This is a genomic window from Leptospira sp. B5-022, from assembly GCF_000347035.1.
Taxonomy (GTDB): Bacteria; Spirochaetota; Leptospiria; order Leptospirales; family Leptospiraceae; genus Leptospira_B; species Leptospira_B cinconiae.
Window position 1 is genome coordinate 24339 of the sequence record NZ_ANIJ01000014.1, and the last position, 12729, is coordinate 37067.

The 12729-nt window shown below is 43.0% G+C and carries 10 protein-coding genes; 3 read left to right on the forward strand and 7 right to left on the reverse strand.

The features are described from left to right. Positions 1-217: 217 nt before the first annotated feature. The 5 genes from rodA to LEP1GSC192_RS04680 are packed head-to-tail and all read right to left on the reverse strand — an operon-like array spanning position 218 to position 6359. Positions 218-1738 carry a rod shape-determining protein RodA gene (gene rodA / locus LEP1GSC192_RS04660; RefSeq protein WP_036089084.1) on the reverse strand — a complete coding sequence of 507 codons (1521 nt, stop codon included), beginning with the start codon at positions 1736-1738 and terminating at the stop codon, positions 218-220. Further along, positions 1735-3678, reverse strand: coding sequence for a penicillin-binding protein 2 (gene mrdA, locus LEP1GSC192_RS04665; RefSeq protein WP_036089085.1), 1944 nt, complete (start codon positions 3676-3678; stop codon positions 1735-1737). The genes rodA and mrdA overlap by 4 nt, the downstream gene beginning before the upstream one ends. Position 3679: 1 nt before the next feature. Further along, on the reverse strand, positions 3680-4183 hold the full coding sequence (gene mreD, locus LEP1GSC192_RS04670; RefSeq protein WP_020768798.1) for a rod shape-determining protein MreD: 504 nt from the start codon (positions 4181-4183) through the stop codon (positions 3680-3682). Then, the gene (gene mreC / locus LEP1GSC192_RS04675; RefSeq protein WP_020768887.1) at positions 4183-5286 is read right to left on the reverse strand and encodes a rod shape-determining protein MreC; all 1104 of its coding nucleotides are present in this window, start codon (positions 5284-5286) and stop codon (positions 4183-4185) included. Before mreC ends, mreD begins: the two co-directional genes overlap by 1 nt. A gap of 50 nt (positions 5287-5336) precedes the next feature. Next, positions 5337-6359 (reverse strand): rod shape-determining protein, encoded by a 1023-nt coding sequence (locus tag LEP1GSC192_RS04680; protein ID WP_008595388.1) that lies wholly within the window; start codon positions 6357-6359, stop codon positions 5337-5339. 188 nt (positions 6360-6547) lie between these two features. On the opposite strand from LEP1GSC192_RS04680, the gene LEP1GSC192_RS04685 reads away from it, so the two are divergent. Further along, positions 6548-8101 (forward strand): Ppx/GppA phosphatase family protein, encoded by a 1554-nt coding sequence (locus LEP1GSC192_RS04685; protein ID WP_036089090.1) that lies wholly within the window; start codon positions 6548-6550, stop codon positions 8099-8101. Further along, the gene (locus LEP1GSC192_RS04690; protein ID WP_020768839.1) at positions 8098-8778 is read left to right on the forward strand and encodes a hypothetical protein; all 681 of its coding nucleotides are present in this window, start codon (positions 8098-8100) and stop codon (positions 8776-8778) included. The genes LEP1GSC192_RS04685 and LEP1GSC192_RS04690 overlap by 4 nt, the downstream gene beginning before the upstream one ends. Before the next feature lie 167 nt (positions 8779-8945). Here LEP1GSC192_RS04690 and LEP1GSC192_RS04695 read toward each other — a convergent pair whose 3' ends face one another. Next, the gene (locus LEP1GSC192_RS04695; RefSeq protein WP_232420969.1) at positions 8946-9662 is read right to left on the reverse strand and encodes an isoprenylcysteine carboxylmethyltransferase family protein; all 717 of its coding nucleotides are present in this window, start codon (positions 9660-9662) and stop codon (positions 8946-8948) included. Between the two features lie 256 nt (positions 9663-9918). Between LEP1GSC192_RS04695 and LEP1GSC192_RS04700 the strand changes: the two genes are divergently transcribed. Then, on the forward strand, positions 9919-10335 hold the full coding sequence (locus LEP1GSC192_RS04700; protein WP_036089094.1) for a MarR family winged helix-turn-helix transcriptional regulator: 417 nt from the start codon (positions 9919-9921) through the stop codon (positions 10333-10335). A 277-nt stretch (positions 10336-10612) separates the two neighbouring features. Here the strand turns inward: LEP1GSC192_RS04700 and LEP1GSC192_RS04705 are convergent, their stop codons facing one another. Continuing rightward, positions 10613-12706, reverse strand: a complete 2094-nt coding sequence (locus LEP1GSC192_RS04705) for a response regulator (protein ID WP_020768938.1) — start codon at positions 12704-12706, stop codon at positions 10613-10615. Between the last annotated feature and the right edge of the window lie 23 nt (positions 12707-12729).

The window sequence follows — 12729 nt, forward strand, 5'->3', positions numbered from 1 at the left end:
CTAAACTGTATTTTTAGAAAGGTTTAGTTATTAGTATCCTTAATATCGGTCCCTTACTTTCCCATAAAGTAAATTTAATTATGGGAAAATTCCGAGAACCTGGATTCCCACCTAAATAATGATCGGGTCCGGGCTTTTTTAAAGGAAATTTTCCCGGAGAAGGGGGTGGCCTGAGACCTTGGCTCAGGCCAGGGGGAAAGCTTTCCCCCTGAAAAACTTAGTTTGCGTGTTTTCTCATCTTGATGGAAAGAATGATCCCAACCGCCGCCATGGACATAAGTAAGTGAGAACCGCCGTAACTCATGAAAGAAAGTGGGATCCCTGTCACAGGTAATAGCCCGAGAACAATACCGATATTGATCGCCATATGATAGAATAACATCGCTACGATTCCGGACGCAAGTAGCGAGCCGAATCTGTCCTTACTTTCATAACTGATCTGCAGTCCCCGAAGCGGAATGGAAAATAAGAAGAAGAGTAAAAACACCGAACCTAAAAATCCGGTTTGTTCCGCCCAGGATGCAAAGATGAAATCCGTACTGGATTCGGGAACATGTGGGATTTTTCCTTCCGTCATTTCTGCATTCAAAAATCCTTTTCCGAATAATTTTCCGGATCCGACCGCAGGTTTGGATGCTCTAAGCTGGTATCCCGCATCTTGTTTGAACTCGTCAGGATTTAAGAATGCAGTCAATCGAATGACCTGGTTTTCCCGGAAAGGAACGGTTTTCATTACGACTACCGCAGAGATCAGACTGATCCCTAATATCCCGAGAGGAATATAATAAGAACGTAATGTTTTACTTCCCCTGGCGATGCGAAGAAGGATCATAATAATACTGAATATGATAAGTGTTGCGCCGACTCCGATCAGTAATCCTTGATTGGAGAGCAGTTTAAATACGAAGCTCGCTTCTAAATCGATTACCTGATCGAAAACTTCTCGTAGCGCAGCGGTCGTCTTAGGAGTTAAATTGGCTCCGGCTACTTCTTTCCCGTCGAGGACCTGCCAAGTTTTTCCCCCCAATCGGTTTACTACGGATAGAAGGTCCGTTTTTCCCGTTCTTTGTAAGAAGGCTAGGATATCGTTTAACAGAGTGAGTTTGGAATATTCCACGTACATCGGAAGAACGAGCGAGATCCCTCCGAATGTGATGAAGGAACCGATATGGAAATAGTCGGCTCCTCCCAAAAACAACATGGTAAATAAGATCGGTAAAAAGGAAACGGCAGTCCCGAAGTCCGGCTGTAAAAGTATCAAAGCCATAGGAAGAAGAACGATCCCGAATGGGATAACTAGTACGACTAACTTCTTCATTTCTTTTTCTTTTAATACCAGATACTGACCGAGTAGTATCACAGTCGCAAGTTTTGCAAACTCCGAGGCCTGCAACAAGAATGGTCCGACCTTGATCCAGGATCTTGCCCCTCTACTGGAAGGAAGATAACCGATCCATTTCACAAGAGTGAGCGCTAATAATAGAATGGCAAATCCATAGATGAATAATGCGTAAGCCCCGATCAATTGGTAATTGACCCTGGAAAGAAACCACATAATGACGAGTCCAAGCAGGAAGAACAAGAACTGTTTGAACCATTTATGGCCCATGAGTCCGATACTCGGATCGTCAAAATTATATTCTTGCGAGTACAATGTGAGAACACTACATATCACTACTATGATGACCGAGCCTACTAAAAAGTAGTCGATCCTATCTATGGAACGATCCGACATCATTGTACATTCTCCGGTGCTATAGGAGCAGCAGTCTCTGGGATCTCCGCGGTTCTTTTAAAACTTCCGGGAGGAAAAGCGGCTCTGAACATTTCTCTTGCGACGGGTGCCGCTCCGGCCGCCCCCCCTACTCCATATTCTACGAATACGGCGACTAATACTTGTTCGCTGACCGGGGCATTTGCAGGAGCGTATCCGATAAACCATGCGTGGTTGGATCCGGAAGATCCCCTTCTTCTTGTCTGGGCGGTTCCTGTTTTCCCTGCAATATCCGGAAGTCCGGGCTTATTCAATACGAATGCAGCGGTTCCATTCTTCACTACCAATCTAAGTCCCGTCTTGATCGCTTCTACTGTAGAAGATTGGATCGGAATATCGCTTAATCTCTGAGGATCCGTGCGATTGATGATTGAATTGTCTAAAGGATCTCTTATCTCATTTACTATATAAGGTTGGTAAATCTGTCCTTTATTCAATAATCCGGCATAGAACAAAGTCATGGAAAGCGGAGTAACGGACATGAACCCTTGTCCGATAGAAAGATTGATCGTATCTCCATCGAACCATCGGGTCCCATAAATCCTTTTTTTCCAAGCAGGAGAAGGAACCTGACCTGCAATCTCTCCCGGAAGATCCACCTTGGATTTTTGGTCCAATAAGAATAAACGGGAATACGTCAAGATAGGATCGGAACCAAGTTTGTATCCTAGGTTATAAAAATATACGGAACATGATTTTTGAAGAGCGTGAGCCAGATCATTCGTGCCATGCCCGCCCTTTTCCCAACAATAAAATACTTGATCCGGCACTCCTGCAAACGTGGATTTTAAAGTGTAACTACCGTTGCATTGGTAACTGGTTTCAGGAGTATAATCCACCTTATGACCGCTTTCCAAAGCGGCAAGGGCAACTAATGTTTTGTAGGTGGAAGCGGGAGGAAATTTGGACTGGATCGCAAGATTTAAAAATCCGCCGTTCGCATCGACCCTCTTATAATGTGCAGTCCTTTCCGATCTACTTTTTCCGGAGAGAACATTCGGATCGTAACTCGGATTAGAAGCCATTGCCAAAATTTCGCCGGTGGAGGGACGCATCGCAATCGCGGTTCCCCTAGCTCCTTTTAGCGCCTTATAGGCGGCAAGTTGGATGTCTTTGTCGATCGTGAGAACAAGATTGTTTCCGGGAGTAGAATGTTCCACCACCCTTTCTTCCTCGATATTTCCCTCGGAACTTCTTTTCTGGATTCGGAATCCGTCCGTTCCTCGGAGTCGGGAATCGTATTGGAGCTCCAACCCGTCTTTTCCAAGCCATTGGTAAGACTTGATCTCTCGGGTAAGAAGGTCCGTTTTACTAGGCTTACCTATATATCCGGTCACATGCGCAAGTGCAGGACCCATCTTATAGATCCTTCTAGGAGAAGGAACCAAGATCACGTATTTAGATATATTATCGAAAACCGATATACGCTCTTGTTGAGCCTTGGAGATCGCTTCCAAAAGTACGAACGGCTTTTTGGTTTTGATCTTTTTGGAAAATTTAGGCTCGAGTAAGTCCTCTTCATAATAAGACATCGGAATGGAAAGGGTCCTTGCGAATTCCTGTAAAAAATTTTTAACTCTAACAGGGTCGTATTTGAGAAGCGAAGTGTTTAGTACCGCATCCAAACTGGAATAATTGGAAACCAGCGCCATCGAAGTTTCAGGCGTAAGAAAGTTCCGATCGAACATTTCTCCTCTGGCAGCAGGAATGGTTTCACTTTTTCGGACGAACTTTTCCGCCTTTAAAGAGTTATTCGTACCTTGCACGATCTGGAGGTTGAACAGCTGGATCACAAAGGCGATCAAAGCAAACGCCACAAGTCCGGAGAACATGTACAGCCTTAGCCTGAAACTGCGCTCCAGTCTAAATTCTGTTGCTGAAGAAGATCCTCCTCCCCCCAACATTTTAGCCTTCCGCCTGCTCCAATCTGTACAATTTTCCAAGGACCCAGAAGAAAATAGGAGCGATCGCTCCGTTAAAGATCGACGTACTGATGATGGAGTAATTTAGATTTTCATGAAAGAATAAGGAAAATAGGAAATAAGAAGCGATCCTAGAGATCAACGTTACAATAAGAGAATATAACATTATGGAAATCTGATTTTCGTGATAAGCAGGTCTTGCGAACTTTCCGACGAGGTATCCCATGATACAGAACGTGAGAGAGTGAAGCCCTATCTTATAGGTAACTACATTTCCGACTATTTCTCCCCCTAAACCTGAATCCGAAAGTAATCCGCCGAAAAATCCGATCCAGATCCCAGCCATTGTTCCTTTTCTAAGTGCAAAGAATAGAACAAAGATTACCATAAAGTCGGGCTTAAATCCGGAGATCTCGAATAGGTTTGTGCCGTTCAAGAAGTGAGAGATCAAGATCCCGGCACCAATGACTATATATTCTAAGATCATCAGTTCGTTTCCTCGTCAGAGAATCCGGGGCCATTCCCTTCCGGTTTCTGGGTTTTAGGAGCCTCTGCAGGTTTATTTCCGTTTGGAGTCGGTGCCTTAGGCTCCTTTTCTTCTTTAGGATAATTCAATTCACCAAAGTACGGATTTTCGATATTGATATTCTGTCCTTCCGGCCAGGTCTCCGCCCATTTTTCGGGAAGTTTCATGAGAATTGTAACCGACTCCAACATATCGAAACGAACAAAAGGTTTTAAGAATGCAGTCTTAAAACTTCCGTTGCGCGGACCTTCTTCCGTGATAATACCAACAGGAATTCCGGGCGGGAACATTCCGGAAGAACCGGAACTGTAAACAGGTTTGCCGATCTTACTTAAAGATTCGGTGTACTGGATCATCTCGCTTGGACCCATCGGATAATCTCCGAAAATCCTTGGATCGATGATGATACCGCTATCTATATAATTCATCAAAGCTTCCATTCCTCTTCCGGAGTTTCCGGAAAGAGTGGCCCAAAGATTACTTTCCGGAATGGAAACACCCATACTAAAATTGGAATTGATGATTGGCTGGACCACTGCGGATCCTCCGGTGACTGCGATCACCTTACCTACGAGAGCTTCTATAATTTCACCCTTTTGATTCACCGCTCTTGCAGTGACAGGCATATAAGGTTTGATCCCAGCTTCGGAACCTTTATCTATAATGATCGTACGATAGATGGAATTCAATCGAACGGAAAGAACTTCCGCTTTGACCGTAGAATACTTTTGTTTCGTATTAAAACGTAATTCTCTTCTGAGACTTTCGTTCTCTCGGCTCACCCTTTCGAGATCTTGGGGAAGAAGTTTATAATCGTCTATCGCAGCGACACAAGCATCCCTTTCCTGACGGACCGCTTCAAAAGATTCTAATTTAGTATAAGCTCCTTTAAAAAAGGAACCCACTCCGTCAATGGAACCGGAAACGGAATCTCCCACTCTCTGGAAACTTGCGATCCCTCTAACAAAAACGTTACTCTTAAAAGTCAGAGAAAGAAGCGAGAATACGATACAGAATAAAAGGGAAACGGTTTCCTTACTTTTATTAACTTGAAGCCAAAGCATAAAAAATTCCGTATCGGACTCCGACGATCAGCCGGAGACCGAGATCCGAATTAACGGATCCCTGGTTTCAGATACTTAACTTCGTCCAAAAATTTTCCGGTCCCAAGCACTACACAAGTCAGAGGATTTTCCGCTCTGAACACAGGCACGCCGGTTTCTTTGGAAAGATAAGTTTCCAATCCGCGAAGAAGGCATCCTCCTCCGGTAAGAACAATCCCTCTTTCTACGATATCCGAAGCAAGTTCAGGTGGAGTTCTTTCCAGAACTCTTTTGATCCCGTCTAAAATTTCGTCAGTCGGTTCTTTGAGAGCCTTGCGGATCTCGTTGGATTCTAATTCCAGAGTACGAGGTAATCCGGAGATCGCATCCCTACCTTTTACTTCCATGGTCTCGGTTTTCTTTTCGGGGTACGCGTTACCGATAGTCAGTTTGATATCTTCCGCAGTTCTTTCTCCGACGACCAGATTGTATTGGTTTCTTAAATATTTGATGATAGCATCATCGAACTCGTCTCCACCTGTTCTGATGGACTCGGCGATCACCATCCCGCCAAGAGAGATCACGGCGATCTCGGTAGTTCCACCGCCGATATCCACGATCATGTTACCCGCAGGTTCGTTGATCGGAATATTTGCACCGATCGCGGCAGCCAATGCCTCGTCGATCAAGAAGATCTCTCTTGCTCCTGCTTGTTCTGCGGATTCGCGGACCGCACGTCTTTCCACCTCGGTGATCCCGGAAGGAACTCCGATCACGATCCTTGGCTTTACGAAAGTGGTTCTGTTATGGACTTTTGCAATAAAGTAGCGGATCATTTTTTCCACAGTTTCGAAGTCCGCGATCACCCCGTCTTTCATAGGACGGATCGCTACGATCTCGCCGGGAGTACGTCCCAACATTCTTTTTGCTTCCTGGCCTACTGCGAGCACTTTGCCCGTAGCTGCGTGGACCGCTACTACGGAAGGCTCGGAAAGAACGATACCTTGCCCTTTTACATGGACGAGAGTGTTTGCGGTTCCGAGGTCGATTCCCATATCGTTGGAAAATAATCCGTATAGCTTATCGAATATCATTTCTATCCTTTGCTGCCAGAAGGCTGGTTGATCTTATTTATTATCTGCAGAATCGGCGAAAATCTCTAGGATTTTACGGTCGCGATCCAATTCAATATTTCCGGCCCGATCCTCCGGGGCAATTCCAAAACAAAAAAAACGAAAAACAAATTGGAACCCATTGTGACCTCCATAAACTTGGGGAACTTATGGTCCGGGAAAACACCCTAGCTGCCATCGATCTAGGCACAAACTCCTTTCACATGATTATCGTCCGGGTCCGAGAAAACGGGACCTTTGAAGCAATCGCCAGAGAGAAGGAGAACGTACGTCTCGGAAGCGGTTTAGAAGAAGGAGGAGAGATCGACCCTCCCGCATTTAGGCGTGCAATCGAGTGTTTAAAGCGTTTTAAGATGCTCGCAGATAACTCAAAAGCGGAGATCAGAGCAGTTGCTACATCTGCAATGAGAGAAGCCTCCAATCGTGCAGAATTCCAGGCCGCCGCTTTAAAAGAAGCCGGGATCAAGATCGATGTCATCAGCGGATATGAAGAAGCCCGACTTATCTATTTCGGGGTCCTACAAGGTCTTCCTGTATTCGATAAAAAGGTCCTGCTTGTGGATATAGGCGGAGGAAGTACCGAAGTTTTAGTCGGATATCGAGGGGATATTTTATTCTCCAAAAGTTTCAAATTAGGAGCGATCCGACTCACCGAAAAATTCCTAAAATCCGAAACCTTGGACTCCTCTCAGATACGTAAATGTAAACTTTATGTGGAAGAGATCATTCTTCCTTTCCGAAAGATCATCCGAGACCTAAAACCGGAAATGATCATAGGTTCCTCCGGAACAGTCCAAGCAACTGCCGGGATCATTCGGGCTTTCGAGGGAGAAACGGAAGAAAGACCGTTAAATCATTATACATTCCAATCCTCCGAATTCAAACGTGCCAGGAATCTGATCTTAGAAGCGGATACTTCCAAAAAGAGAAGTAAGATCCCCGGTTTCGATTCGAAACGTTCCGATATCATCGTAGGCGGGATATTGATCCTGGACGAACTCTTTCAGTTACTTGATCTCCCGGAAATGACGGTTTCCGAGTTCGCGCTTAGGGAGGGATTAATCTACGATACGATCCGAAAATGGGAACATTTCCAGGATTTGGAACATTCCAAACATCTGGACGATATCCGCCAAAAGTCCATTTTGAATCTTTTAGTTTCCTATACGAGGGACCAGGAATACGCCCGCCATGTAGCCAAACTGGCCTTGGATATATTCGATCAATTACAGTCGGTACATCGATTGGGAAAGGAAGAAAGAGAATATTTGGAAGCTTCTTCCTTACTTCATGAGATAGGTTTATTCATTTCACATTCGGCCTATCATAAACACAGTTATTATCTGATCCGAAACTCGGAGGCTATGCTCGGCTTTACCTGGGGAGAAATAGAGATCATAGCGCTCACAGCAAGATACCATCGTAAAAGTTCCCCCAAATCCAAACATAGAGAATTCCAAAGAGTGAGTCCAAAAGAACAGGAGATAGTCGAAAAACTTTCCGCAATTTTACGAATCGCAAGTGCATGCAATCGGAACAGACAGGGATTAATAGAAACGATCAAGTGCCAGATCCGAAAAAACCAAACGATTTTCACCTTGGTCACAAATCAAAATTACGATAAAAGTCTGGAACTTTGGGCCTGTGAAGAGCAGGCGGATGCATTCGAGTCCGCCTACGGAATGGTACCTTTATTTCAGTGAATAAATTTCGCTCTTTCCGCTATTTCTATTTTGCGGCCTTAGTTTTGATCCAATCTTCTTTCCTAAATTGTTTTACGGTTTTTCCTTATAAACAGGAAACGATAGATTCTCGCTTACTGGATAAAAAAGAAGAAGTGATCATCTCTAATAAGGGCAGAATAGACTTCGAATTCCAAAACTTCGAGCTGGTATTAAAAATAGAAGGCGCCTCCTTCCAAGAAACGGTAGAAAAAAGAAAAACCTTAGAAACCAAAAAAGTATATTACGATTACAAGAAGACCGACGGATACAGACAACTGGACTCGGATGACAAACCATGGAATCGATATATTCTAGGAATGTTTGCGGATATCGGAGCTCTATTCGAATGGACTACGATCCCCTTTCGCACTATCTCAAGAAAAAAGGAACAAGAAACACTCTTCGAGAATATTATAAAATCGGATAAGATCAAAACTTTCGAACCGAAAGATCTGCAACTCATTCTAAGGGCGGAAAATACTGAGTTCTTCAACAAAAACCCTAACTCAGATACGATCCGTATCCCGCTCACAGAGATCCGAAAATTTTTTCCGAAAACAAATTCGATAGAAGCTCTACTCTACTACGAAAAAGAAAGGATAGAATACCAAAACATCCCGGTCGCAGAAGAGATCCGTAAGATGAAATTGAGATAGGTCCCTAAAGTTTCCCTCTATGTAGAAGCGGCTACCACTGTTGATTCGTATTATCCCAATTCCGAGGATCTAGCCAAAGCGTCCCAGATCGCTTGCGTCTTTTACAGGACCGATTTGTTCGAGCGCCGGGCCGCAGAATCTTTGGGACAATATCATATTGGCAACTTTCATACTTTTTTCTCCGATTTCATCCTTTGTTTTAATGTGAAAGAGGGTAAAAACATGGGAACCTCATGTTTATATTGGATATACTTTTCTCCGAAAGTCCGGACCAGATCCCTTTCTTCAAAAAATGTCCCGATGACGATATAAAGAGTCATACCTGTGGATAAAATCAAATGACCCAGATCCATTAAAGGTGTACTCCATAGAACTAAGATCATTCCGAACATCATCGGATGACGTACCAATCTATAAAGTGACGGCGAAACAAATTCGGAATTATGTGATTCGGTTTTCTTCAGATAATTCCAGGCCTGCTTCAATCCGAAAAGTTCGAAATGATCTATTAAAAAAGTCGAGACAACGGCCAAAATAAGCCCTATTATAAAAATCGAATATGTTGCGTACATTCCGAAATCGTTCTTAATATTCCAAATTTCAAAACGAATCGGCTGCCAAAGGCACGAGAGAGCGATCAAGGCTACGCTAGCGATAAAAACGTAAAGACTCCGCTCGATCGGCAATGGTATTATTCTGCGACAATACTCTTTGAACCCGGCTCTTGCCATAACGCTATGAGGGATACCGAACATCGCTACTAACGCAACGTCTAAACAGATCGACCCTATTAGCCCAAATTGAAATTCGAAGGTTAAAGCCTCTATGAATCTAGTGAGGTCGAGAAGACGAAAAACAAAAATTAACGTACTCAAAAGATACACCGTATAGGAAACGAGAGCGAATATCAAATAAAGAAATCGCGTAAATATATTATCAGCGGGCAATTTTCCCTCCTAGATGCTTGGGATCCAAAGCATTTTAAAAATTCTCAGGTAAGGTAAGAGACCGACAATCTGTGCAGTAAATCATAAATTTTAGAAATCTATTTATTAAATGCGAAAATTGCTTGGTATTCAAAGCAATTTTCGACAAACATAGGACTTTTCCCTGAGAAAGGAAATGGAGGATGCGAGAAGAATGAAACAAGATAGACTATTGGTCCTGATTACCGTGTTACGAGATCAAATTCTTGACGAAGTGAAAAGGGATTACGTACGTTTCGGGGTCACGAATATAACTCCGGCAATGGGAGCCGTTCTGTGCGCTCTCAAAGGGGATCGCCCGCAATCGATGAAAGAGATTGCTAGACAAATCTTTAGAGATCAATCTAGCGTTACCCCGTTAGTGCAAAAGCTGGTCGACCTGAATCTTGCAATCCAAGAGCGCTCCTCCCTTGACGCACGAGAATCTCGGGTTCGGTTAACGATGTCCGGGAAAAATACACGTTTGAAAATAATTCGTGCAGGTAGGAAAATGAATGCTCGCCTGTATCGAGGCATGTCGGCTGTCGACCGAAAACAACTTATTACATTACTCGCCCAACTAAAAAAGTGAAAAAACTCTTAAAGAGACCCGAATACACGAATAGGAAACTCCGTGTTCTCCATACGAACTTTATCCTAATACTCTTCTATCTCCATCCGTTTCGGAGATCTGCGCCGTTTTTTCTATTAGAAATTCTGAAAGTTTTTTGCCTCCGAGTTAAGACCGGTAAAGGACGTGCACGACTCATTTTCGTTTCTCTTTTTCACTTAAATTAAAACCAACACCGTGGCCATTACTACACAGATCAATATTTTATTTTCAACATAAGATAAGATTAAGTGATATCTTATTTTTGGTCCAAAGTGGAACGGATGCAGGAAAGGATCTCTGTTCCCAAATAAGGCTTTTGGATAAAATAACTTATCCCGAAATCTTTTAAGGCAAGTTTTAACTCAGGTTCCATAAACCCGCTTGCTAAAATTATCTTTACGTTATTATGAATCGCCCTGATTCTTTTGATCACTTCTTCTCCTCCGAACTTTGGAAGACCAAGATCAGTTAGTACCAAATCGATTTGCGAATGCCTCAATAGAAATTGTTCTACACCGTCCTCTCCGTCCGCAGCCAAATACACTTTGTAACCTTTGGACTCCAAAAGATCTCCCAACATATTTCGGAGAAGTTCTTCGTCCTCAATTACAAGAATACTTTCGTTGCCTCCTGAAAACTCGGATTCCGAAGAAATCGGTTTTATAATCACTTCCGATTTTTCTTTCGGTACAGGCAAGTATACGAAAAATGTCGTACCTTTTCCTAATTCGGAATCTACCTCTATCCAACCCTTGTGATTCTCTATCACACTGTAAGCCAATGCAAGCCCAAGCCCTGTCCCCTTGCCTATTTCTTTTGTTGTGAAGAATGGCTCAAAAATCCTTTGTTTTGTTTTTTCACTCATCCCACTTCCGGAATCCGAGATCCTAAGGACTATATATTTTTCAGCCAAATTTTTCGAATATCCCGGCTTTAAATTCTCCTCCGCTGTTATAAATGTTTCCATATTTAGAATTCCACCGTCCGGCATTGCATCTCTGGCGTTCACACATAAATTTAGTAAAACCTGATGGATCTGATTGGCATCCGCCTTGATCCAAGGAAGATTTTTTTCGAAGTTTGTAAAAAGGCGGATATTTTTAGGAAAGGTCTGAGATATCAGTTTACTTATTTCTAATATGATATCGTTTATTTGAATAAGTTCTAGATTAAATTCCGTTTTTCTGGCGAATGTTAAAAGTTGCCTTACCAATGACGCTCCTCTCTGGGTCGCCATATGCAAAGCCGCTATATGTTGAGAAAATTTTTCCGGGTTATTCCTATTACTCTCTATCACGGAGGTATGACCCATGATGATGGAAAGTATATTATTAAAATCGTGGGCGATCCCGCTTGCTAAGGTGCCTAAACTTTCCAGTTTTTGGGCCTGTATAAGTTGCTCTTCCAGCTCTGCCCTTCTTTTTTCCACTTCCTTTAACTGGGATTCTTTCAATTTATGTTCGGTAATATCTTCTGCAATTCCGGCAATCCGAACGGTTTCTCCCTTTTCATTCCTAACAGGAAATGCCTTGTCCCGGATCCATCGGATCTCTCCGTCCGGACGAACGATCCTGTATTCTTCCCTATATTCTCCCGTTACCTGGTTTGTCTTTGCGTTATTAAATACCCTGTCCCTATCATCCGGATGAATAGATTCAATCCAGGAGATCGGATTTTCAAAAAGACTTTGCCTGGATCTTCCCCAAATCTGTTCGTATCCTTGGCTAATATACACCATCTCATTTTTAGAAAGACTGGTCATCCAAAACACTTCATGGATCGCATCCGTCAGTTCCTTGAATAACTCTTCACCTTCTCGGTTCAGCCTTTCGGCCCTTCTTCTTTCCTCTATTTCGTAACCTAACTCTTCACTCCTCTTTTGGAGTTCGAAATTTTTTTCCTCTAATTTTTCCACAAGTCGGTGATTATATTGTCGGAGTGGTGCGGAGTCTATGACCAATCTTTTGACATTACGCTCCGATCTAGGATTTTTGACTACGTTTGCTACCGTCTCTTCCAGTAACTTAAGACCGGCCGGCTTTTTCAAAAAAGCATCCGCTCCCAAATCAAAAGAAAGTTTTTCATCGGAATCGGATGTGTAGGTCGCAGTATATACGATAAACGGAATATGTTTGAACTTCTCATTCTGTCTTACCTGAGAACAGAATTGGTATCCGTCCATTTGGGGCATTAAAATATCGGAGATAATCAGATTCACTTCCGTATTTTCCAAAATCTCCAAAGCTTCTATTCCATTGGAAGCGGTGTAAATTTTTCGAGTTTCGCTTTCCAACTGGGCTGAAATTAATTTCCGATTTTGATAACTGTCGTCTACGATTAGAATAACCATAAATTTTATGCCAAAAAACGGAT

What these genes read in the sequence shown, in the direction of transcription:
- rodA (WP_036089084.1), bottom strand. Translation starts at nt 1,738, where the DNA reads ATGATGTCGGATCGTTCCATAGATAGGATCGACTACTTTTTAGTAGGC.
- mrdA (WP_036089085.1), bottom strand. Translation starts at nt 3,678, where the DNA reads ATGTTGGGGGGAGGAGGATCTTCTTCAGCAACAGAATTTAGACTGGAG.
- mreD (WP_020768798.1), bottom strand. Translation starts at nt 4,183, where the DNA reads ATGATCTTAGAATATATAGTCATTGGTGCCGGGATCTTGATCTCTCAC.
- mreC (WP_020768887.1), bottom strand. Translation starts at nt 5,286, where the DNA reads ATGCTTTGGCTTCAAGTTAATAAAAGTAAGGAAACCGTTTCCCTTTTA.
- LEP1GSC192_RS04680 (WP_008595388.1), bottom strand. Translation starts at nt 6,359, where the DNA reads ATGATATTCGATAAGCTATACGGATTATTTTCCAACGATATGGGAATC.
- LEP1GSC192_RS04685 (WP_036089090.1), top strand. Translation starts at nt 6,548, where the DNA reads ATGGTCCGGGAAAACACCCTAGCTGCCATCGATCTAGGCACAAACTCC.
- LEP1GSC192_RS04700 (WP_036089094.1), top strand. Translation starts at nt 9,919, where the DNA reads ATGAAACAAGATAGACTATTGGTCCTGATTACCGTGTTACGAGATCAA.
- LEP1GSC192_RS04705 (WP_020768938.1), bottom strand. Translation starts at nt 12,706, where the DNA reads ATGGTTATTCTAATCGTAGACGACAGTTATCAAAATCGGAAATTAATT.